Source organism: Polaribacter sp., from assembly GCF_965656025.1.
GTDB lineage: Bacteria > Bacteroidota > Bacteroidia > Flavobacteriales > Flavobacteriaceae > Polaribacter.
The window spans coordinates 46,987-68,637 of record NZ_CBFHJT010000004.1; the positions used below are offsets into that span (position 1 = coordinate 46,987).

The window sequence follows — 21,651 nt, forward strand, 5'->3', positions numbered from 1 at the left end:
TATGTCTAAAGAAAATTTTAGAAAATATAGATTTGTTTTTAGTGAAGTAGAAAAAAAACTAACAGATTGTTAAAGGAAATATCTAAATTCAATTTTGTAATTTTATAGCAAATAAAACCAAACTTCATGAAAAAAATTTTACTATTCTTAGCAATTTCAATGTATATCGTTTCTTGTTCTAAGAAACCTGAAAAAATAGCAAAAACAGGTCTTTCTAATGAAGAAAAAAAAGACTCTACAAGCATTAAAACACTATTTAACAGCGCCCTAACAGATGGTAAATCTTACGAATGGTTAAGAGATTTAACTCAAAATATTGGAGGTAGATTATCTGGTTCACCAGAAGCAGCAGAAGCTGTAGAATGGGGTGCAAAATTAATGAAAAACGTAGGTTTAGATTCAGTTTGGCTGCAACCAGTTATGGTACCACACTGGGTTAGAGGAGAAAAAGAAATTGCTACATACACTACAAATGGAGCACAAAAAAATGTACCTATTTGTGCTTTAGGTTTTTCTATTGCAACACCAAAAACAGGTGTTTTAGCAGAAGTTTTAGAGGTTAGTTCTTTAGAAGAAGCCACAAAACTAGGTAATAAAATGGAAGGTAAAATTGTATTTTTTAACAGACCTTTTGATGATACCTTAATAAACACATTTAGAGCTTATGGTGGTTGCGTAGACCAAAGAGTTCAAGGTGCTGCCATCTGTGGTAAATTTGGTGCAAAAGGGGTTATTGTCCGTTCTATGACAAATTCTATCGACGATTTTCCACACACGGGAACCATGAGTTATGGAAATTTACCAAAAGACAAATACATACCTGCTGCTGCTATTAGTTCTAAAGCGGCTAATATTTTAAGCGATGATTTAAAGAAAAATCCAAATCTAAAATTCTACTTTAAACAAAATTGTAAAACGTTACCAGATGCACCTTCTTTTAATGTAGTTGGAGAAATTAAAGGCTCAGAAACGCCTGAAAATATTTTTATAGTTGGTGGACATTTAGATTCATGGGATTTGGGTGAAGGAGCGCATGATGATGGTACAGGAATTGTGCAATCTCTAGAAGTGGCTTATTTATTTAAAAAGAACAATATCAAACCCAAAAATACTTTACGCGTTGTCTTTTTTATGAATGAAGAAAACGGAACAAGAGGTGCAAAAAAGTATGCTGAATTAGCAAAACAAAATAAAGAAATTCATATTGGAGGTTTAGAATCTGATGCTGGCGGTCATACACCAAGAGGCTTTTCTATAGATGCAAATACTGTAAATACAAAACTATTACAAAGCTGGAAAAAACTATTATCACCTTATGGTTTACACGATTTAGACAAAGGTGGTTCTGGTGCAGATATTTCTCCTTTAAAAGGTAAAAATGTAACTTTAGTTGGGTATAGACCAGATTCTCAACGTTATTTTGATTATCATCATACAAGTAGAGATACTTTTGATAAGGTTAACAAACGAGAGTTAGAATTAGGTAGTGCTTCTATGGCTAGTATTATTTATTTAATGGATAAATATTTATACAATAACACTCCTGTTAAACCATAATTTTATGGATACAATTTCACTTTTTTTAAAAATTATTTTAGGTGTTTTATTCTGTTTTGCAGGTATCATGCACATTATAAAACCTAAGATTTTTAAAAATTTTATCCCAGATTTTTTACCTAAACTAGTTGTAAATTATATTTTTGGTGTACTCGAATTTATTGTAGGTCTTGGTTTATTTTTTACAAATTTTACCAAATACGCTGCAGCAGGAATTTTTATTTTAATGATTATTTTTTTACCAATACATATTTGGGATGCTACAAAAATTAGACCTGCTATTGGCTCAAAAAAAATAGCTTATCTTAGAATACCACTTCAATTTTTATTAATGTATTGGGCATACTTTATTTATATTAATGCTTAAGAATAAACTTTATGAAAAAACTTTTACAAATATCAATTATCACCCTATTACTTTTTGGTTGCAAAAAAGAAAAAGTAGATTTAATTGTCATAAATTCAAATACATATACTGTAAATAATAATTTTGATAAAGCAGAAGCTTTTGCTATAAAAGATGGTATTTTTATTGCAGTAGGTAACAATGCTCAAATAGAAGGCAAATATGAGGCTACTGAGGTGGTTGATGCCAAAAACAAAACAATAGTACCTGGTTTAATAGATGCGCATTGCCATTTTTACAGAATGGGTTTACAGCAACAAAAAGTATCTTTAGAGGGCACAAAAAGTTATGATGAAGTTTTACAAAAGTTGGTTGATTTTCAAAAAGAAAAAAATACAACTTTTATTACAGGACGTGGTTGGGATCAAAATGATTGGCAAGTTAAAGAGTTTCCTACTAAAGAAAAATTAGATGCACTTTTTCCTGAAATTCCAGTTGCTGTAACAAGAGTAGATGGTCATGCGCTATTAGTAAATCAGGCAGCGCTAAATTTCTCAGAAATAACTGAACCTTTTAAAGTAGAGGGTGGAGAGTTTATCACTAAAAATGGTAAACTTACAGGTGTGTTAATTGACAATGCAATGGATTATATAAAGTTTCCGGAAACCTCTAAAAAAGAGGCGATACAAGGATTGTTAGATGCACAAAAAATTGCATTTTCTTATGGTTTAACAACAGTTGATGATGCGGGTTTAAATAGAAATACTATAGAATTAATAGATAGTTTACAAAAAGCAGGCTCCCTAAAAATGCGTGTTTATGCCATGGTTTCTGGAGACAAACAAACGCAAATAGATTATTACATCAAAAAAGGTATTATTAAAACTGATCGATTAAACGTGCGATCTTTTAAAGTTTATGGTGACGGAGCTTTGGGCTCTAGAGGTGCTGCTATGCGCAAATCATATTCAGATAGAGAGAATCATTTTGGAGCTTTAATATATTCGCCCAAAAGGTATCAAGAAATTGCAAAACAAATTGCAGCTTCAGACTATCAAATGAATACCCATGCTATTGGTGACTCTGCAAATACCTGGATGTTAAAAACGTATAAAGAGGTATTAAAAAATGATAAAAATAGACGTTGGAGAATAGAGCATGCACAAATAATATCTGAAGAAGATTTTGATAAATTCGATAATATTTTACCTTCAGTACAACCAACTCATGCAACTTCAGATATGTATTGGGCAGCAGATAGAATTGGCTCAAAAAGAATGAAAGGTGCATATGCGTTTAAAGATTTATTAAATAAATATGGTAAAATTGCCTTGGGCACAGATTTTCCTGTAGAACAAGTAAATCCTTTTTTAACATTCTATGCAGCAACTATAAGAAAAGATCTAGAAAATTATCCAGAAAATGGTTTTCAAATGGAAAACGCATTATCAAGAGAAGAGACACTTAAAGGAATGACCATTTGGGCTGCATATTCTAATTTTGAAGAAAACGAAAAAGGTTCTATTGAAGTCGGTAAATTTGCTGATTTTGTAATTCTAAACCAAGATATTATGCAAGTAGATGGTAAAGACATTCCTAAAACTAAAGCTACTAATACTTATATTAATGGAGAAAAAATTAAAATTTGACATTTTCTTCTTATTTTTATACAAAAATTAAATATCATCAATAAATAATTTCGGAATGATATTTGATATTATTTTAATAAAAAAACATAAAAATTATGAAACTTATAAAACTACTCTTAATAACTCTGTTTATCAGCTCATCTTCTTCAATACTTTCACAAAATAAAGAAGTAATAAATCTTACAATTACTGTAAAAGACGAAAATAACAAAGCGATACCTGGTGCTTCAATTTTATTTGATAATAAAAAACAAGCACGTAGAACAAACAAAAAAGGTGTATTTAAAATAAAATTAAAAAGTAGACCTCTACAAATTGCTGCCTTCTCTGTTATGCATGGTATAAAAGCAATAAAATATAACGGAGAAAAAAATCTAACTATATTAATTAGACCAGGAGAAAATAAATCCGAGATAATTTCTAGCAATAAAAAAGAGGTCGTGGCTGGTGCTAAACAGTTTTTAACTATTTACGATTATATTAGAGGTAAAGTTCCTGGTGTTTCTGTTAATGGGAACAACAGTATCAGAATAAGAGGAATATCTAATTTTGGTGGTGGAAGCAATCCATTGTTCGTTTTAAATGGTACACAAGTTGATGCTACAACTTTTGGTGATATTGTACCTACAACAATTAAAACAGTTAAAGTTTTAAAAGGTCCAGATGCAGCTATATATGGCTTAAGAGGAGCAAATGGAGTAATAGAAGTTAAAACAGCTTTGTAAATTATAAAACATTAAGTTTTAATACCTTCTCTAATAAATATTAAAGAAGGTATTAACTTATTATTGGCGCAATAAAATCATTAATTTTAGTAACTCCATTAGTATTTAAATATTTAATAAAAGCAGATCCAATAATAGCTCCATTTGCATATTTGCAAGCTGTATTAAATGTAGTTTTGTCTGAAATACCAAAACCTACAATCAATTTACTTTTTAAATTCATACTTTTTATTCGCTCAAAATAGGCAATTTGCTCCTTCGAAATTTCGCCTTTTGCACCAGTAATTGATGATGATGCAACGACATAAATAAATGCTTTTGTATAACTGTCTATTTTTTTAATTCGCTCTACTTCTGTATTTGGAGTAATTAAAAACACATTTGTCAAGCCATATCTATCAAATAATTGTTGATAGTGATTTTCGAATTCTACCATAGGTAAATCAGGAATGATTAAGGTATCAATTCCACAATCTACTACTTTTTGGCAGAATTTATCTTCACCATATTTTAGCATCTGGTTTAAATACCCCATTAAAACCAAAGGTGTTTTATTGGTACTTTTTATAGTCATCAACTGATTGAAAACAACATCTAAATTAACACCATTTTGCAATGCTTTTTGACTGCTATCTTGTATAGTTGGTCCATCTGCCAAAGGGTCTGAATAAGGTAAACCAACCTCTATAAAATCTACATAACTTTTTTCTAACTCTTGAATTACTTTTGTAGTATCCTCTAGTTGAGGGAAGCCACAAGTAAAATAGATAGAAAGTAAATTACTTTTTTCTTCTAATAGTGCGTTTAATGCTGTCATTTTAAACCAATTTCTGTTTTACCTTTTAAAATTTCTTCTTCTATTCCAATCCATAAGTTTATTCTTACTTCTAAAGATTTTTTTGCAACCTCTAAAACTTCGTCCCATTTTTGCTCATTGTCACCACATAATTCTGAAACCATTTGTAAAGACAATGGACCATGTTCATCTCCATCCAACTCAATATGTCTATTTAAATAATAAATAAAACTATCATAATTTTTATCTTCTGAAGAAGATTTATTTACAATATTTAAAAACATGTCTGGTATAACATCTTCTCTACCAAATGTAAAAGCACTAGCAATTTTATGCAATTGTTTAGATGATATTATATCGAACGTAAAATTCACAAAATCTTTTACTGCATTTATAACCTTAGTAGTTTCTAAACTTTCGCTTACGGAAAGAGAAGAACTTTTTAAGTTATCAATAAAACAGTTAATTTCATTGGTATTTGCACCCATTTCTTTCATAGCGTCCAAATACATTTCAAAATGACTTTTTACAACACCATCCTTGTCCAAGTCGCTTTCCTCTGCTAATGTAATTTCATTAATAAAGCGAACTAAATTACTGTTTCCCTTTGGAAACCAAGGCAAAGAAACTGATGTTAAATTAATTTGTAAAGCTTTTAAAAGCGACATAAAGTCCCAAACTGCAAAAACATGGCTTTCCATGAAGATTTTAATATCCTCAATATCTTCAAAATTTTTATATAGTGAATGAGCGTTTAATTCTTTTCTTAAGCTCGCTATTTCATTTTCTATAAAATTAATTTTCGAATTCATTATGCATCTAAATATTTAATATACGTTTCTAAATCTTTATCTCCTCTTCCAGATAAATTGATTACCACAACTTGGTCTTTTTTTAAGTCCATTTTTGGTAAAACTGCTAAAGCATGAGCGGTTTCTAAGGCGGGAATAATACCTTCTATTTTTGTTAATTCGTAAGCTGCGGTTAACGCTTCTTTATCTGTTGCATTCATAAATTTTGCTCGCTTACTTTCATATAAATAGGCATGCAAAGGTCCAACACCAGGATAATCTAAACCTGCAGAAATAGAATATGGCTCAACAATTTGCCCATAATCATCTTGCATTAAAATAGTTTTAGAACCGTGAATAATCCCAACCTCACCTAACTGTGATGTGGCTGCACTTTCACCTGAATTTACGCCTAAACCAGCAGCTTCTACTGCAATTAACTCTACGTCTTCATCATCAAAATAATGATAAAAAGCACCTGCAGCATTAGAACCTCCACCAACACAAGCAATTATGGTGTCTGGATTTTCTTTTCCTGTTTTTTCTTTTAACTGCCATTTCATTTCTTCAGAAATAATGGCTTGTAAACGAGCCACCATATCCGGGTGTGGATGTGGTCCAACCACAGAACCTATTAAATAAAAAGTTTCTGGGTTTTGAATCCAATAACGAATAGCCTCGTTTGTAGCATCTTTTAAGGTTTTAGAACCAGATGTTGCTGAAACTACTTTGGCTCCCAACATTTTCATTCTAGCAACATTGGGCGCTTGACGTTCAATGTCTTTTTCTCCCATAAAAACAGTACAATCTAAACCCATTAAGGCACAAACTGTTGCTGTTGCTACTCCATGTTGACCTGCACCTGTTTCTGCAATAATTTTTGTTTTCCCTAACTTTTTTGCAATTAGAATCTGGCCAACTGTATTGTTTACTTTATGAGCTCCTGTATGGTTTAAATCTTCTCGTTTTAAGTAAATATGAGCTCCGTATTTTTCAGACAAACGTTTTGCTAAATACAATGGTGTTGGACGCCCAACATAATCTTTTAATAAAGATTTGTATTCTGTTTGAAAATCTTCAGATTCGATAATTTGAATATAATTATCTTCTAATTCTTTTACATTAGGATACAATAATTCAGGAATAAATGCCCCTCCAAATTGGCCAAAATATCCGTTTTTATCTGGGTGAAATTTACTTTTCATATTTTATGTTGTGTAATTGTTCAATTGTTTAATCGTGTAATTGTTGTTCTAAGTGTTTTTTACACAAACAACGAATACACAATTACACAAAAATTTCTTTTTTAAATTTTTCTAACTCTTCTATTTTCTTAACTCCAGGTTTACTTTCAAATTTACTATTTACATCTAATGCGTAAATGGGTAAATTGGTTTTTCTCACTATTTGGATTTGTTCTACATCGTCTACACCTATTCCACCACTTAAAAAGAAAGGTTTATTATATGGATAATTTTCTAAAACGGTCCAATCAAATTTTACACCATTTCCTCCTCTTTCTTTTCCTTTGGTATCAAATAAAAAGTAATCTACTACTTCTAAATAAGGCTGTAAAACCTCAAAATTAAATTCATCTTTTATACCAAAAACCTTAATGATTTCAACATTATTTTTAGAAATATAATGCTGATTTTTTTTCTTTTTAATCGATTTATTTTCTTCGATAAATAAAGCTCTATTGTTTGCTAATTGCTTTTTTAAATCTAAAATATATTCCACAGATTCATCTCCATGTAATTGAATCGCATCTAATCTATACTCCTCTACCAAAGAGACAACAATTTCTATATATTCATTTACAAAAACACCTGTTTTCTTAATTTCTTTTGGCAATTCTGGAATGATTCCTTCAAAATTTCTTTTTGATTTTTCATAGAAAATAAATCCTAAATAATCAGGATTTAATGCTGCAACTTGCTGCATATTCTCTGTAAATTTCATGCCACAAACTTTGAGTTTCATTCTTTTTATGGTTTAATCGTTTATTTGTTTAATCGCGTGATTTTTTCTTATTCAATCTCTAGAAAATGTCTTTTACATAGATAATAATTCACACTTGAACTTTTAGCGAATCTGATTAATAAAATCTTGACAGGCTTCCCCAGGATTATCTGTTTTCATAAAATTTTCTCCAATTAAAAAACCTTGAAAACCAAATTCTATTAATCCAACAATTATTTTGGGATCAGAAATTCCACTTTCTGAAACTTTTAAACAGGTATCTGGTATTTGATCTGCTAACTTAATGGAATGCTCCAAATCAACTTCAAAAGTTTTTAAATTTCGATTATTTATACCTATAATTTTATTATCTAAATCGTTAATTTTATCTAAATCCTCTTGAGTATGCACTTCATATAAAACTTCCATTCCTAAATCTGTTGCCAAATTTCCATAGTTTTTTAATTCTTCGGAAGTTAAACAAGAAGCGATTAATAAAATTACATCTGCACCTATGGCTTTGGCCTCAACAATTTGAAAACCATCCACAATAAAATCTTTTCTAAGAATAGGTTTTTGTTGATTGATGACTCTTGCTTCCATTAAATCTGCCATGGTTCCTCCAAAAAAAGAAGTATCTGTTAAAATAGATTGTGCAGCTACATTTGCATCTAAATAACCATTGGTAACATCTGCAATGGTTGCTTTGTCGTTAATAATTCCTTTGGATGGAGATTGACGCTTATATTCTGCTATAATTCCTGTTGAACCAACTTCTAACAAAGATTTTTTTAATGAAAATGTTGTTCTTCCAAAACTTGGACTTTCTACTAATTTCTTTACAGGAATCTCTGCTTTTATCTTAGCAACTTCCTTCTTTTTAAATGCGATTATTTTATCTAAAATTGTCATTTTTATTCTAATTTGTCATTTCCACTTTATGGAGAAATCTCAACTTATTGATAAGAAATTTTTCAACTTCGTTCCTCTTTCGGAATGACATTATTTATTTAATTTTTTATTTCTTCTTAGTAAAAAAAAGTAAACAATAATTCCAACAATCAAACCAATAATCATTTGTTTAAAAAGATTTTTAGTTTGAATTCCGATAGCAGTTCCCATCAACAGAAATGCAGGAATAATTAAAATTAAATTGTTTTTCTTTTTTGCCATTATATACTTACTAGTTTATCTAATGTTTGTTTTGCTTTTAAACCAAATAATGCATTTTTGGCTTCTTCAAAAGCATCTTCGAAAGACTTATTTTCATCAACAATAGTTAATGCAAAAGCAGCATTTGTTAATACCACATTGTTTTGGGCTTCTGAACCTTTTCCTTCTAAAATAGTTTTAAAAATTTTTGCTGCTTCAGAAACATTATTTCCTCCAAAAATTTCTGATTGTGCAATTCTTTGCTGCCCTAAATCTTCTGGATTTATAATTTGCTCTCCTTTTTTGGAAAATAGTTTAAATCCACTTGTTAACGAGATTTCATCATAACCATCTAGTGCATGTATAATTCCGTAATTGATACCTTTTTCTTCTTGCAAAATATAATTGTACAAACGTGCAATTTCTAAATTAAACGTACCTAGCATATGGTTTTTAGGTGAACTCGGATTTACCAAAGGGCCTAACATATTAAAAAACGTTTTTAATTTTAACGCCTTTCTTGTGGGTCCAACAGCTTTCATTGCCGGATGGAATTTTGGAGCATGTAAAAAGCAAATGTTCGCTTTTTCTAAATGCTCTTTTAAAATATTTTCATCATTTGTGAATTGATACCCAAAACTTTCTAACATATCAGATGAACCCGATTGAGAAGACACCGAATAATTACCATGTTTTGCAACTTTTTGACCTGTTCCTGCAACGATAAAAGAAGTTAAAGTTGATATGTTAAATGTATCTTTTCCATCACCACCAGTTCCTACAATATCAATGGTATTAAAGTCAGAAAAATCTACTTTTATAGACAATTCTTTCAATGCATTTCTAAAACCAGAAAGTTCATCAACTGTAATTGGACGCATCATAAAAACCGTCATAAAAGAAGCTAAGTGAGCATCGTTGTATTTTTCTGCTGCAATATCTTTTAAGATTTGTGTTGCTTCAGATTTTGATAGCCTTTCGTGGTTGTATAGTTTGTTTAAAATGTCTTTCATAAAAAAGCCCCTTTTAATTTCCTGCAAGGTTTTAAAAACCTTATAGGTATTCATTCAAATATTGTTTTAAACCTACAAGGTTTTTAAAACCTTGCAGGAGTTGATAAAATTCCTAACCAACTGCTCACCCACATCTGTTAAAATAGATTCTGGATGAAACTGAACTGCAGAAATTGGGTAGACCTGATGCTCAATTGCTTGTATTAAACCGTCTTCATCTCTTGCTGTTACTTTTAATTCTTCTGGAAACCCCTCATCTGTTGCAGCCCAAGAATGATAACGTGCCGCCATAAAAGTTTCTAAAACGTCTTTGAAAATAATTGCTGAAGAGTCTGTTACCCTCATTTCAGTTGCAACTCCATGAAAAACATCGTCTAAATTGATGATTTTTCCACCAAAAACCTCAGTAATTGCTTGTAAACCTAAACATACTCCAAAAATAGGTTTGATACCTGCGTATGTTTTAATCACTTCTTTTAAAATCCCTGCTTCATCAGGAATTCCAGGTCCTGGAGATAGCATGATGATGTCGTATTTTGCTACATCTTTAATACTTATTTCATCATTTCTAAAAACTGCAGGAAAATTTCCTGTAATTTTTTCTACCATGTGTACCAAATTGTAGGTAAACGAATCGTAATTATCTAAAATTAATATTTTCATTTTAAAAAGCTTTTGGCTTTTCGCTTTTGGCAATTAGCAAAAGACTAACTGCAAATAGCTAAAAGCATTTTTTTAAATATTTTCTGCTAAAATCAACGCCTTTTTTAACGCTGCCAATTTATTGTTTACTTCTTGTAATTCTTTTTCTTCGTCTGAATGAATTACAATACCTGCTCCTGCTTGGTAATACAAAACGTTATTTTTACTTACAAAAGAACGAATTGCAATGGCTAAATTTATGGAACCATCTAAACCAATAATACCTACTGCACCTCCATAAAATCCGCGAGATTGGTTCTCATATTTGTCTATTAACTGCATTGCTTTGTATTTTGGTGCGCCACTTAACGTTCCTGCAGGAAAAGTATCGCCCACAATTTCTATTGGGTTTCCTTTTAGCTGACCAGAAACTGTAGATACTAAATGAATAACGTGACTAAAATATTGTACTTCTTTAAACACCTCTACCTCTACATTGTCTGCATGTTTGCTTAAATCGTTTCTCGCCAAATCTACCAACATTACATGCTCTGCAGTTTCTTTTTTATCTGCAGCTAATTTTTTACCCAACTGAATGTCTTTTGCCATATCTCCTGTTCTTCTAAAAGTACCAGCAATTGGATTGATGGTTGCTCTACCCGCAGAAATTTTAATTTGTGCTTCTGGTGAAGATCCCATCAATTTAAAAGAACCATAATCGAAATAAAACAAATAAGGTGACGGATTTATGGAACGTAAAGCTCTGTAGACATTAAATTCATCGCCTTTAAATTTTTGTTGAAACTGGCGTGATAAAACTAACTGAAAAACGTCTCCTCTTTTACAATGCGATTTTGCTTTTTTCACATATTCTATAAATTCCTCGCCCTTAACATTAGAGGTTTCATCGCCAACAATATTAAAACTTTGAGTATTGAATGTTTGCGCATCTATAATCGTTTGAATTTCTTTAATACGAGATGCTGTACCTTCTTCTACATTTTCTATCAAAGTCATTTCATCATTAAAATGATTGATGGCAATAACAAACCTGTAAAAACTGTATTGCATTAAGGGAATTGCAGATGGTGCATCTTTTACATTTAAAGCAATATTTTCGAAGTACTGCACAGAATCATACGTAGTATAACCATACAAACCATTGAATGATTTTAACTCTGATGGACAGTCTAATTCTATTTTTTGCGTGTATTTTTCGAAAATAGTATTGAAATTTCTTCCTATTTTTTCAGTTGCTAATTCCTTTTCTTTGTGAGAAAACACTAAATGGTGATTTTCTGCTTTTATAGAAACCACAGGCTCAATAGCAATAAAAGAAAAACTTTCTTCTTTACTATGATAATCTGAACTTTCTAATAAGAGCGTATTTGCAAATTTGTCTCTAAAACGCAAGTACAAACCTACAGGTGTAATGGTGTCTGCAATTTTTGTTTTAAATATTGTTTTAAATTGTATGTTTTTCATAACTGATTGTCAGTTCGAGCGCAGTCGAGAACATTTTAATTTCTCTTAATTTAATGACCTTTCGACTGCGCTCGAGAAGACATTTTTTAACTGAAAAAAGGCTTATCGTGAGATAAGCCTTTTTTATATTTTATATATACAGGTTTAGTGCTCACTTATTAGATAAGAGAGTTCCACCACCAAGTATTTTTTGTATTATTTTTCATTGTTGATACAAAAATAAGGTAGATTTTTAAATTGAGCAACCTTTTCAAATGATTTTATTTTCTAATTATTTTCACATTCATTTCTTCTACCTTTTTATCAGATAAAATAGATGGTGCATTAAATAATAAGTCTTCTGAACTTCCTGTCTTTGGAAAAGCCATTACCTCTCTAATCGACGCTTTCTTTTCTAAAATCATCATTAATCTATCTACCCCCCAAGCAATTCCTCCATGAGGTGGCGCTCCATATTGAAATGCTTTATACATGGTTCCCACACTCTTTAGCATTTCTTCTTTATTGTAACCCATGTTTTTATAGGTTGCTTCTAAAATTTCTGCTTTGTGAGCACGTACAGAACCTCCGCCAATTTCATAACCATTTAAAATTAAATCGTATTGTTGTGCGATGATAGTTCCAATTTCTTCATCATTACCTTTCATGTGCTTTTCTAAATCATACACTGCCGGCATTGAAAATGGATTGTGTGTAAACGTCCATCTACCATCATCATTTTTCTCGAACATTGGAAAATCGACTACCCAAGCTGGTCTTAATTCTTTTGGATTTATCAACTTTAAAATACGTCCCATTTCTTGACGAACAGCATCTAATGCTTTGTTGGCTGTTGCATAATCAGCAGCAGAGAAAAATACTATATCGCCCACTTGAGCATTAGTTGTTATGATAATATTTGCGGCAATTTCTTCGCCTAAAAACTTAATTATTGGCGATTGTAAATCGTTTTCATTAACAATAATGTATGCCAAACCACCCAAACCATGTTGTTGTGCAATTGCTGTCAAGTTTTCTATCTGACCTTTAGACATACGTTTGTTGCCTTGTTCTGCTGCTGAAACCTTGATACATTTTACAATTCCACCTTCTTCAATAGGTTTGCTAAAAACCTGAAAAGTAGTATCTTTTACAATGTCTGTAATATCTTGCATTTGCAAGCCATAACGTAAATCTGGTCTATCACAACCATATTTATCCATGGCCTCTTTGTAAGTAATTACTTCAAAAGGATGTAAAATCCATTTTTTACCATAGATTTTTTTAACTATTTCATTAAACATTTTGGTGTTTAAATCGATGATCTGCTGCATACTTGCATACGCCATTTCTATATCTAATTGCGTAAATTCTGGTTGCCTGTCTCCTCGAGAATCTTCATCTCTAAAACAACGTGCAATTTGAAAATATTTTTCAAAACCACCCACCATTAACATTTGCTTGAATTGCTGTGGTGCTTGTGGTAATGTATAAAAAGAACCAGATTGTTTTCTTGTAGGTACAATAAATTCTCTTGCACCTTCATCTGTACCTGCAGTTAAAATTGGTGTTTCAATTTCTAAAAACTCTTCTTCGTCTAAAATATCACGCAATAATTTTATGACTTTATGACGATTCACAATGGCTCTTTTTACATCCTCATTTCTATGATCTAGAAATTTGTATTGAAAACGAACGGTTTCATTTGTTTTTGTTGCTCTTTTTATTTCGAAAGGCAGGGTTTTAGAAAGGTTTAAAATTTCTAATTCAGAAGTTTCTAACTCAATTTTACCTGTTCTTAAGCCTGCATTGTAATCGTCTTCTTTCCTTTGAACAACAATGCCTGTTACAGAAATTACAGACTCTGGTTTTAATTTTACCAACTCGTCTAAATTCGGAAAAGACTCTCTACTTAAACGTACTTGAAAAACTTGCCCACTTGCATCTCTTAAATCGATAAACATTAATTCACCATGATCTCTCACACTAGAAACCCAACCCGATAAAGTTACTTTTTCTGAAATAGATTTGTCTGATAATTGAGTAATCGTATGGGTTCTATAATTTTCCTTGATTATTATAGGAGTTTGCTGTAATTCTTCTTCATCAGTGCTTTTTTGTTGCTTTTCGATAGTTGCTTTTAGCTGTTGGTCTTTAGCTTTTGGTTCTTGACTACCAGCTGAAGAAGAATCACTAACAGCATAAAGAATCTCTTCTCGAATTACTTTACCTGAAGCTCCTTTACCAATAATGGCAATTACTTTCCCTACAAGAATACCAGCTTTACCTTGATTTCCGGCTTTAATATCGTTTGCAATCGCTTCATTTTCTGAAATTACTTTTGCAATGGCTGCTGTTATTTGCGCTTCTGAAATCGTATTCTCATCGAAATACTTTTTGTAATCAAAAGTTCTATCTTTTAAATAGCGTGTAATTCCGTTTTGAACTAAAACAGAGGTAATTTTATCTTCTTTAAATAATTGAAATATTTCAATTAAATGATTAATATCGTGAATATTTTCGTACTCATCTGCACCAATATTATTTACCAATGTTTTTGCTACAAAAGACGGATCTTTAATTACATTATTAATGGTCATAAATGTTTTAGAACGTGTAGCATCAGCAGTAAAAAATTTGGCATCTTGTGGTAAAACATCACCTTTAATTAAAATAGATTCTACTGCATGTGGCAACGCACTTGCATCGATTTTTATGGCATTTACAACCTCTTTTATACCCACAAAAGGAATGTCTGGTTCAGAAATAAATCTATAATCTGCTTCAAACTCCTTTTTACGCATGGTTTTGGTTTGCTTTAAATCTGCATCCCATAAAACTGTAGTTTGATCTGGTCTAAATTCTTTATGTTCCGTATAATAATTTAGTTGTTTTTCTACCTCTTCTTTCAGCGCTTCAATCATAAACTTAAAAGAATTTAAGTTTTTAATTTCCGTTCTTGGATTTAAGTTATAAGTATGTTTTTTTCTAAGGGAAACAGACACATCACTTTTAAATTCTCCTTTTTCTAAATTAGCTTCAGAAATGCCTAAGTTTTGTACAATTCTTTGAATGTATTGTGCATACGTAGAGGCATCTTCTATATTTCTAATACAAGGTTCTGTAACAATTTCTATTAAAGGAACACCTGCTTTGTTGAAATCTACCAAAGAAATTTTCTTCTCGTGCATTAATTTTGCTGCATCTTCTTCTATATGAACTTGGGTTAAATTTACAGTAAATTGACTGCCATCATTTCTAAAACAAGAAACCTCACCATCTGGAATTACAGGGTTATGAAATTGAGTAATTTGTATGTTTTTTGGGTTGTCTGGGTATTCGTAATGTTTACGATCCCATGAAATTACATCATTCGAAAAAGTAGATTTTACAGCTTTACCAAAATAAATAGCCTTAGTAATTGCTTCTTTATTTATGGCTGGTAAAACGCCCATTTGCCCTGTACAAACAGCACAAATATTTGTGTTTGGTATTTCGGTTTCTTCATTTGGACAAGAGCAAAATAATTTACTCTTAGTGTTTAAACGTACATGCGTTTCTAAACCGATAATTAACTCTAATTCGTGTGCTTTTAAAGCCTCATTTATTTGCGCTAATTCCATTATAAAATATCGTTTAAAAGGTTAGCGAACTGAAATACATATGCATCATTTTTTTTGTCAGCAGTAATTTGTAATCCTGTTTCAGTTCCCTGTGGAATGGTTAATGTTGGCAATTCTGCCAAACTAAAACCAACTGTGTAGGCATCAGATAAATACATGGCTAAAGGATCTTTTAAACTATCGCCTATTTTTGGTGGATTTTGAGGTGTTACTGGTGATAAAATAACATCAACCTCATTAAAATCTTTTGTAAATCTAGCTGAAATTTGATTTCTTACATCTTGTGCTTTCAAGTAAATTTCATCAGAAAAACCTTGAGATAAAACTTGGTTACCACCAACAATTCTTCTTTTTGTTTCTTCAGAAAATTTTTGAGAACGCGTAATTGCATAGGTGTCTTTTAAATTATCACCTTCTATTCTTGCCCCATAATTGGTACCATCTAAACGAGATAAATTTGAAGCAGTTTCTGCCATCGCCAATGTATAATAAGTAGATACTAGAATGTCAGAATCGAAAAAATCTAATTCTTTTACTGCTATTCCTTTGGCTTTTATTTTATCAATAGTGGTTAAAAAAGCATCTTTTATTTCAAGTGAAATTGCTTCATTTTCTATAAAATTTTTAAAATAACCCACAGTTTTAATGGTTGATGAATTTAAATCTTTCGAAATTTCATCAGAATCATAAGTGGTTTGATCTTTTACATCTATACCACTCATTGTATTTAAAACAATTCTAATATCTTCTATCGATTTTGCAATTGGCCCTACACAATCTGTAGAAGATGCATACGCCATTAAACCATATCTAGAAATACGTCCGTAAGTTGGTTTTAAACCATAAACTTTATTGTAACCAGCAGGTTGTCTAATAGAACCACCTGTATCTCCTCCAATAGAAAACACTGTATAATCTTTGGCTACGTTTACTGCAGAACCGCCAGAAGAACCGCCACCTACTAAATCTGGGTTTATGGCATTTTTAACTGCACCAAAAATGGTGTTTTCAGACGATGAACCATGCCCAAAAGCATCGCAATTTTCTTTTACTAAAGGGATGGCACCAGCATCTAATAATTTCTGAATTGCAGTTGCTGTGTAAGCAGATTTGTAGTTTTTTAGTAAATCTGAACTGGCAGTTGTGTAGGTTCCTTGTACCATGTACACATCTTTAATTCCGAAAGGAATACCTTCTAACAAACCTATTTCTTGTCCGTTTGCAATTTTTGCATCTACTTTTTTTGCTGATTCAATGGCTGCTTCTTCTAAAAGAGAATTGACTGTATTGTGTGTGTTTTGTTTTAACAAATCTAATTTTTCTTGCACCAAATCTGTACAAGAAATTTCTTTGTTCATCAATTCTTGATGAATTTTATATATCTGCGACTTCATATTAATCTTCTATCACTTTAGCAACCACTAAAAACCCGTTTTTCTCTTTTGGAAAATTTTCCTTTATAATTTCTTTTTCTAAAGCCGAACTTTCTACAACCACATCTTCTCTTAAATCATTTAAAGAAACTACATTATTATGTACAGTTGTATTCGAATTATTTTGCTGATTAGCGTTTTTTATAACATCAAAAAGCTTATTTACAGATTCCGAAGGTTTTGCACCTTTAATACTAGACAAAATGTCTACTGTCATTATTTTAGTCATTTCTTTAATTTTAATTGCATAAAAAAACCTTCCAAAATTTGGAAGGCTTCATCTATTTTTAAACAACAACCTTCCTACCCTAAAAATTAGGATTATTGAAATTACGATTGTTATTATTATTGGTCATTTTTACTAAACTTTAATCATCTCTATTTCAAAGACGGACAAATATATATAGAATAAATGGTACAAAAACCTCTTTTTTACGATTTTATACAGGCTTTAAAGTATTTATAAAAAAACAAAGTAAAATTAGTAATATCACAAAAAATCATCAAAAATTATTATAAATATTTCTTTTTCAATTTTTTGGGCGTTTCCTAAAGGTCGGGCTTTACACTATATCTTTTCAACCCCTAACGCAAATTGTTACTCCATTAAAATAAAACTTGTCCAGAATTATCTAAATGAGTCCAGAATTTCTAGTTTTTAGAAAATTTTGGACTCTTGAAATTTAACATCAATATACTTTTGACATAAAAATATTTATTATGAAGTATATCATTAGTCTTGTCATTTTTCAGTTTTTCTTAATTACAATATCCGCTCAACCTAAAAATAGTTCATCAATTAAAAATGAAGTTCAAAATTTTATTGGCTTCTCACCATCAAAAGCAAAAACAATAAATGGTTTAGGAGTAAAATTTTGGGATGAAGATTTTAGTAATAAAAAAATTAATGGGATTGAATTTGGTTTAAATCCTCTTGGTATCTTTTTCCCTTTTATGACAATTATTCATTCTATACCTCCTTATCATCATGAACCTCCAACACTGTCTAAAACTTACAACTTAAAAATTACAAACGGAATACAATTTGGTCTAAGCAATTTAGAAAAAGGACAAGTAAATGGTTTGGAGTTTAATATATCTGGCAATTTTAACACAATTATAAACGGTATTTCTATTTCTCCTTCAATTAACAAACATTACAAAGTATCTGGACTTAGTTTTGCAATTTTAGGAAATTTTGATGCCCAAGTAAATGGAATTCAAATTGGATTATTTAACAAAACAAACAAATTAAAAGGCCTACAAATTGGTCTTTGGAATAAAAATAACAAACGCTCTTTTCCATTTATCAATTGGAATTTTTAAAAAGAAAACTATAAATAATTAGCTATTTCAAAGAAACTTGATACTGTAAAACCGCCATTCCTTTATATCCCTTTTGTTCAATCGTAACAGCATCAAAAATTGGTCTATGTTGGTAACCAAAACTAAACTTTGTATTGTGTTTACCATTCAATAAAAAGTTAACCCCAAAATCATATACTGTCATTTGATCGTTTAAAGCATCCCAATTAGAAGTTTGAATTGATATATTTGGCTGAACTACAAAAGATTCTCCTAATATTTTAGACTCTTTAAACGCGTACCCAAACTGCATGTACCAAGTTGTTCCTGTACCTATCATAGGAAAAGCTACTCCTGCTCCATTAAAATCTGTTCCTCCTCCTGTGGTTGGGTTATTGGCACCAACATTTCTTATATAGTCTTTTCCGAAATTATAATCATAATACCCTAAGTAAGCAGTAATAGCGTCATTATTTGCTAAAGGTAAGTTTAAAAATGAATCTACTGCCCAGTGTTTCATGTCATAAAGTTTAGTTGATGTTAGAGTTGCATCACCATCACTCATTGCATTTTCTTGAAATTGAAAACCTGCACCTATGTTAAAAACTTTTTTTGCATTTCCATAAGTACCAGTTTGATAAGCAGACTTGTTAGATTCGTGTTCAAAAATCTGATATTTTACATAAGACGAAGTTTTAACCCTTGGTTGATTGTTTGCAAAATTGACTTCTCCGCTAGGTATTGCTGAAGGAAGAAAGGGTCTATTAAAAGCAATTCTATAATCTATCTTTCCAAATTGTCCTTTTATCCAAGCACCAAACAAACGCCCTAAATCATCATTTTTTTCAACCGCGTTTAAAGTAAATAAAGGTGAATCTAATCCCATCAATGTTTTTGCTGAACGAATATTCCATCTATTCAAACCTTGCCATCCAGATTTACCAAGACCAACCTCAAATGCTTTATCAAAAGTATATTCCACATATAAATCTAAAACCTCTAATTGAAAAGTTTTATTTTTAAAATTATAGTTGTTACCACCAAATATTGAGTAGAGAAATATTTTTGGTGTGATTTGAGAGGATACTGGTATTCTTAAACGTCTAATAGAAATATCCATAAAACTATTAGTAAGCTCATTATTAATAAAAGATCCTTCATTTAAATCTGAAAACCTTAACCAAATTTGAGAAGTCATATTCCATTTAATAACAGGTTTAAATTCTTTTTTTTCTTGCCCTATTATAATGGTTGAAAGAAATAAAACTATTGTTACTATACCATTTTTAAGAATTTCCATCTTTCTTTATTGTTAAATTTAAGACAAAATTAAGGTTTACTATTTTCTAAATTTGTGATAAACATCATGTTTATTTTCTTTTTTTTACATCAAATTGATACTAAATCGTTATCGTTTACAAATTTTAAAATCTCAATATAAAAGCTATAATGCATTTTATAATTTTTATTAAAATACAAAATGGAATAATTTATAAAATTCTATTTTAAGATGCTTTTTAGAGGTTTTAAGACACTTTTTCGTTTTTAACAAATGTTGATAATTTTAAAAGTAAATCGCTAAAAACACTTGAAAAAGGGATTAAAAATTGTAAATTTGAGTATAGAAAATTCGTTTCAAACGAGTTTTATCAACCTAAAAAATTAAAAATCACTTTTATAATGAGCGACGAAATTAAAAAAGAATATGATGCCTCCAGTATTCAGGCATTAGAAGGTATGGAGCATGTAAGAATGCGTCCTTCTATGTATATTGGAGATGTGGGTGTACGTGGTTTACACCATTTGGTGTACGAAGTTGTAGACAACTCTATTGATGAAGCAATGGGTGGTTATTGTGATGCCATTGATGTTATTATTAATGAAGACAATTCAATTACTACCAAAGATAATGGTCGTGGAATTCCTGTAGGAATCCACAAAAAAGAAGGTGTTTCTGCCCTGCAAGTAGTAATGACAAAAATTGGTGCTGGTGGTAAATTTGACAAAGATTCTTACAAAGTTTCTGGTGGTTTACATGGTGTAGGTGTAAGTTGTGTAAACGCTTTATCTGACCATTTAACAGCAACAGTACATAAAGAAGGTAAAATATGGCAACAAGAATATGAAAAAGGTAAAACCTTATATCCTGTAAAAACAATTGGAGAAACCGATTTTACAGGTACTATTGTTACTTTTTTACCAGACAAATCTATTTTTACACAAACTACAGAGTACAATTACGAAACGTTAGCTACACGTATGCGCGAATTGGCTTTTTTAAATAAAGGCATCACCATAACTCTAACCGACAAAAGAAATACTGATGATGAAGGCAACTTTATCTCAGAAACGTTTCATTCTGACGAAGGATTACCAGAATTTATCAAATATTTAGATTGTACTAGAGAACAATTGACTGCCAATGTAATTTCTATGGAAGGTGAGAAAAATGGTATTCCAGTAGAGGTTGCTATGGTTTACAACACCTCTTATGCAGAAAATTTACATTCGTACGTAAATAATATTAATACGCACGAAGGTGGAACCCACTTATCTGGTTTTAGACGTGGTTTAACTAGTACATTAAAAAAGTATGCAGACGAATCTGGATTGCTTAAAAATGTAAAATTTGAAATTGCAGGAGACGACTTTAGAGAAGGTTTAACTGCGATTGTTTCTGTAAAAGTAGCAGAACCACAATTTGAAGGACAAACAAAAACAAAATTAGGAAATAGAGAAGTTACCTCTGCTGTATCGCAAGCGGTTTCAGAAATGTTAACAGACTATTTAGAAGAAAATCCTAATGATGCAAAAACCATTGTACAAAAAGTAATTTTAGCAGCAACTGCAAGACACGCAGCACGTAAAGCCAGAGAAATGGTACAACGTAAAACAGTGATGTCTATTGGTGGTTTACCTGGTAAATTATCTGACTGTTCAGAAACAGACCCAGCTCAATGTGAAATCTTCTTAGTAGAGGGAGATTCTGCAGGGGGAACAGCAAAACAAGGTAGAGATAGAAACTTTCAAGCAATTTTACCACTTCGTGGAAAAATATTGAACGTTGAAAAAGCAATGCAACATAAAGTTTTCGAAAATGAAGAAATAAAAAACATGTTTACTGCTTTAGGGGTTTCTATTGGAACTGAAGAAGATCCAAGAGCTTTAAATTTAAGTAAAGTTCGTTATCATA

19 protein-coding genes are annotated in these 21,651 nt (G+C 30.9%); 6 read left to right on the plus strand and 13 right to left on the minus strand.

Annotated elements, in window-relative coordinates; translation table 11 throughout:
* Window positions 1-126: 126 nt before the first annotated feature.
* The 4 genes from ACTG3S_RS01445 to ACTG3S_RS01460 all read left to right on the plus strand — a co-directional run bounded on the left by ACTG3S_RS01445 (window position 127) and on the right by ACTG3S_RS01460 (window position 4,277).
* A complete protein-coding gene (locus ACTG3S_RS01445; RefSeq protein WP_439127597.1) occupies window positions 127-1,557 on the plus strand; it encodes a M20/M25/M40 family metallo-hydrolase in 1,431 nt (476 codons plus the stop codon).
* Between the two features lie 4 nt (window positions 1,558-1,561).
* Window positions 1,562-1,924 carry a DoxX family protein gene (locus ACTG3S_RS01450; protein ID WP_439127598.1) on the plus strand — a complete coding sequence of 121 codons (363 nt, stop codon included), beginning with the start codon at window positions 1,562-1,564 and terminating at the stop codon, window positions 1,922-1,924.
* Window positions 1,925-1,935: 11 nt separating this feature from the next.
* Window positions 1,936-3,552, plus strand: coding sequence for an amidohydrolase (locus tag ACTG3S_RS01455; RefSeq protein WP_439127599.1), 1,617 nt, complete (start codon window positions 1,936-1,938; stop codon window positions 3,550-3,552).
* Between the two features lie 95 nt (window positions 3,553-3,647).
* Window positions 3,648-4,277: a TonB-dependent receptor plug domain-containing protein gene (locus ACTG3S_RS01460; RefSeq protein ID WP_439127600.1), complete on the plus strand. Its 630-nt coding sequence runs from the start codon at window positions 3,648-3,650 to the stop codon at window positions 4,275-4,277.
* Window positions 4,278-4,329: 52 nt separating this feature from the next.
* Here the strand turns inward: ACTG3S_RS01460 and trpA are convergent, their stop codons facing one another.
* From trpA to ACTG3S_RS01520, 12 genes are all read right to left on the minus strand, one after another.
* Entirely contained in the window at window positions 4,330-5,094 is a 765-nt protein-coding gene (trpA, locus tag ACTG3S_RS01465; protein WP_439127601.1) for a tryptophan synthase subunit alpha, read from the minus strand.
* Complete coding sequence (locus ACTG3S_RS01470; RefSeq protein WP_439127602.1) at window positions 5,091-5,885, minus strand: DUF3050 domain-containing protein; 795 nt, start codon at window positions 5,883-5,885, stop codon at window positions 5,091-5,093. Before ACTG3S_RS01470 ends, trpA begins: the two co-directional genes overlap by 4 nt.
* On the minus strand, window positions 5,885-7,069 hold the full coding sequence (gene trpB, locus ACTG3S_RS01475; RefSeq protein ID WP_439127603.1) for a tryptophan synthase subunit beta: 1,185 nt from the start codon (window positions 7,067-7,069) through the stop codon (window positions 5,885-5,887). The genes ACTG3S_RS01470 and trpB overlap by 1 nt, the downstream gene beginning before the upstream one ends.
* An 82-nt stretch (window positions 7,070-7,151) precedes the next feature.
* Window positions 7,152-7,847: a phosphoribosylanthranilate isomerase gene (locus ACTG3S_RS01480; RefSeq protein ID WP_439127604.1), complete on the minus strand. Its 696-nt coding sequence runs from the start codon at window positions 7,845-7,847 to the stop codon at window positions 7,152-7,154.
* 102 nt (window positions 7,848-7,949) lie between these two features.
* Window positions 7,950-8,738 (minus strand): indole-3-glycerol phosphate synthase TrpC, encoded by a 789-nt coding sequence (gene trpC / locus ACTG3S_RS01485; protein WP_439127605.1) that lies wholly within the window; start codon window positions 8,736-8,738, stop codon window positions 7,950-7,952.
* Between the two features lie 90 nt (window positions 8,739-8,828).
* The gene (locus ACTG3S_RS01490; protein WP_439127606.1) at window positions 8,829-8,999 is read right to left on the minus strand and encodes a hypothetical protein; all 171 of its coding nucleotides are present in this window, start codon (window positions 8,997-8,999) and stop codon (window positions 8,829-8,831) included.
* Window positions 8,999-9,991, minus strand: coding sequence for an anthranilate phosphoribosyltransferase (gene trpD / locus ACTG3S_RS01495; protein ID WP_439127607.1), 993 nt, complete (start codon window positions 9,989-9,991; stop codon window positions 8,999-9,001). The genes ACTG3S_RS01490 and trpD overlap by 1 nt, the downstream gene beginning before the upstream one ends.
* 72 nt (window positions 9,992-10,063) lie before the next feature.
* A complete protein-coding gene (locus tag ACTG3S_RS01500; protein ID WP_439127608.1) occupies window positions 10,064-10,654 on the minus strand; it encodes an anthranilate synthase component II in 591 nt (196 codons plus the stop codon).
* Between the two features lie 72 nt (window positions 10,655-10,726).
* The gene (locus ACTG3S_RS01505; RefSeq protein ID WP_439127609.1) at window positions 10,727-12,118 is read right to left on the minus strand and encodes an anthranilate synthase component I family protein; all 1,392 of its coding nucleotides are present in this window, start codon (window positions 12,116-12,118) and stop codon (window positions 10,727-10,729) included.
* A 260-nt stretch (window positions 12,119-12,378) separates the two neighbouring features.
* Complete coding sequence (gene gatB/aspS / locus ACTG3S_RS01510; RefSeq protein WP_439127610.1) at window positions 12,379-15,720, minus strand: bifunctional amidotransferase subunit GatB/aspartate--tRNA ligase AspS; 3,342 nt, start codon at window positions 15,718-15,720, stop codon at window positions 12,379-12,381.
* The gene (locus ACTG3S_RS01515; protein ID WP_439127611.1) at window positions 15,720-17,114 is read right to left on the minus strand and encodes an amidase family protein; all 1,395 of its coding nucleotides are present in this window, start codon (window positions 17,112-17,114) and stop codon (window positions 15,720-15,722) included. The genes gatB/aspS and ACTG3S_RS01515 overlap by 1 nt, the downstream gene beginning before the upstream one ends.
* A gap of 1 nt (window position 17,115) precedes the next feature.
* Window positions 17,116-17,370 carry a hypothetical protein gene (locus ACTG3S_RS01520; protein WP_439127612.1) on the minus strand — a complete coding sequence of 85 codons (255 nt, stop codon included), beginning with the start codon at window positions 17,368-17,370 and terminating at the stop codon, window positions 17,116-17,118.
* A gap of 503 nt (window positions 17,371-17,873) precedes the next feature.
* On the opposite strand from ACTG3S_RS01520, the gene ACTG3S_RS01525 reads away from it, so the two are divergent.
* Entirely contained in the window at window positions 17,874-18,479 is a 606-nt protein-coding gene (locus ACTG3S_RS01525; protein ID WP_439127613.1) for an LA_2272 family surface repeat-containing protein, read from the plus strand.
* 22 nt (window positions 18,480-18,501) lie between these two features.
* Here ACTG3S_RS01525 and ACTG3S_RS01530 read toward each other — a convergent pair whose 3' ends face one another.
* Window positions 18,502-19,758 (minus strand): porin, encoded by a 1,257-nt coding sequence (locus ACTG3S_RS01530; RefSeq protein ID WP_439127614.1) that lies wholly within the window; start codon window positions 19,756-19,758, stop codon window positions 18,502-18,504.
* A 380-nt stretch (window positions 19,759-20,138) separates the two neighbouring features.
* Between ACTG3S_RS01530 and ACTG3S_RS01535 the strand changes: the two genes are divergently transcribed.
* The coding region (locus ACTG3S_RS01535) for a DNA gyrase subunit B (protein WP_439127615.1) at window positions 20,139-21,651 on the plus strand (1,513 nt) is incomplete at its 3' end.

What these genes read in the sequence shown, in the direction of transcription:
- ACTG3S_RS01445 (WP_439127597.1), top strand. Translation starts at nt 127, where the DNA reads ATGAAAAAAATTTTACTATTCTTAGCAATTTCAATGTATATCGTTTCT.
- ACTG3S_RS01450 (WP_439127598.1), top strand. Translation starts at nt 1,562, where the DNA reads ATGGATACAATTTCACTTTTTTTAAAAATTATTTTAGGTGTTTTATTC.
- ACTG3S_RS01455 (WP_439127599.1), top strand. Translation starts at nt 1,936, where the DNA reads ATGAAAAAACTTTTACAAATATCAATTATCACCCTATTACTTTTTGGT.
- ACTG3S_RS01460 (WP_439127600.1), top strand. Translation starts at nt 3,648, where the DNA reads ATGAAACTTATAAAACTACTCTTAATAACTCTGTTTATCAGCTCATCT.
- trpA (WP_439127601.1), bottom strand. Translation starts at nt 5,094, where the DNA reads ATGACAGCATTAAACGCACTATTAGAAGAAAAAAGTAATTTACTTTCT.
- ACTG3S_RS01470 (WP_439127602.1), bottom strand. Translation starts at nt 5,885, where the DNA reads ATGAATTCGAAAATTAATTTTATAGAAAATGAAATAGCGAGCTTAAGA.
- trpB (WP_439127603.1), bottom strand. Translation starts at nt 7,069, where the DNA reads ATGAAAAGTAAATTTCACCCAGATAAAAACGGATATTTTGGCCAATTT.
- ACTG3S_RS01480 (WP_439127604.1), bottom strand. Translation starts at nt 7,847, where the DNA reads ATGAAACTCAAAGTTTGTGGCATGAAATTTACAGAGAATATGCAGCAA.
- trpC (WP_439127605.1), bottom strand. Translation starts at nt 8,738, where the DNA reads ATGACAATTTTAGATAAAATAATCGCATTTAAAAAGAAGGAAGTTGCT.
- ACTG3S_RS01490 (WP_439127606.1), bottom strand. Translation starts at nt 8,999, where the DNA reads ATGGCAAAAAAGAAAAACAATTTAATTTTAATTATTCCTGCATTTCTG.
- trpD (WP_439127607.1), bottom strand. Translation starts at nt 9,991, where the DNA reads ATGAAAGACATTTTAAACAAACTATACAACCACGAAAGGCTATCAAAA.
- ACTG3S_RS01500 (WP_439127608.1), bottom strand. Translation starts at nt 10,654, where the DNA reads ATGAAAATATTAATTTTAGATAATTACGATTCGTTTACCTACAATTTG.
- ACTG3S_RS01505 (WP_439127609.1), bottom strand. Translation starts at nt 12,118, where the DNA reads ATGAAAAACATACAATTTAAAACAATATTTAAAACAAAAATTGCAGAC.
- gatB/aspS (WP_439127610.1), bottom strand. Translation starts at nt 15,720, where the DNA reads ATGGAATTAGCGCAAATAAATGAGGCTTTAAAAGCACACGAATTAGAG.
- ACTG3S_RS01515 (WP_439127611.1), bottom strand. Translation starts at nt 17,114, where the DNA reads ATGAAGTCGCAGATATATAAAATTCATCAAGAATTGATGAACAAAGAA.
- ACTG3S_RS01520 (WP_439127612.1), bottom strand. Translation starts at nt 17,370, where the DNA reads ATGACAGTAGACATTTTGTCTAGTATTAAAGGTGCAAAACCTTCGGAA.
- ACTG3S_RS01525 (WP_439127613.1), top strand. Translation starts at nt 17,874, where the DNA reads ATGAAGTATATCATTAGTCTTGTCATTTTTCAGTTTTTCTTAATTACA.
- ACTG3S_RS01530 (WP_439127614.1), bottom strand. Translation starts at nt 19,758, where the DNA reads ATGGAAATTCTTAAAAATGGTATAGTAACAATAGTTTTATTTCTTTCA.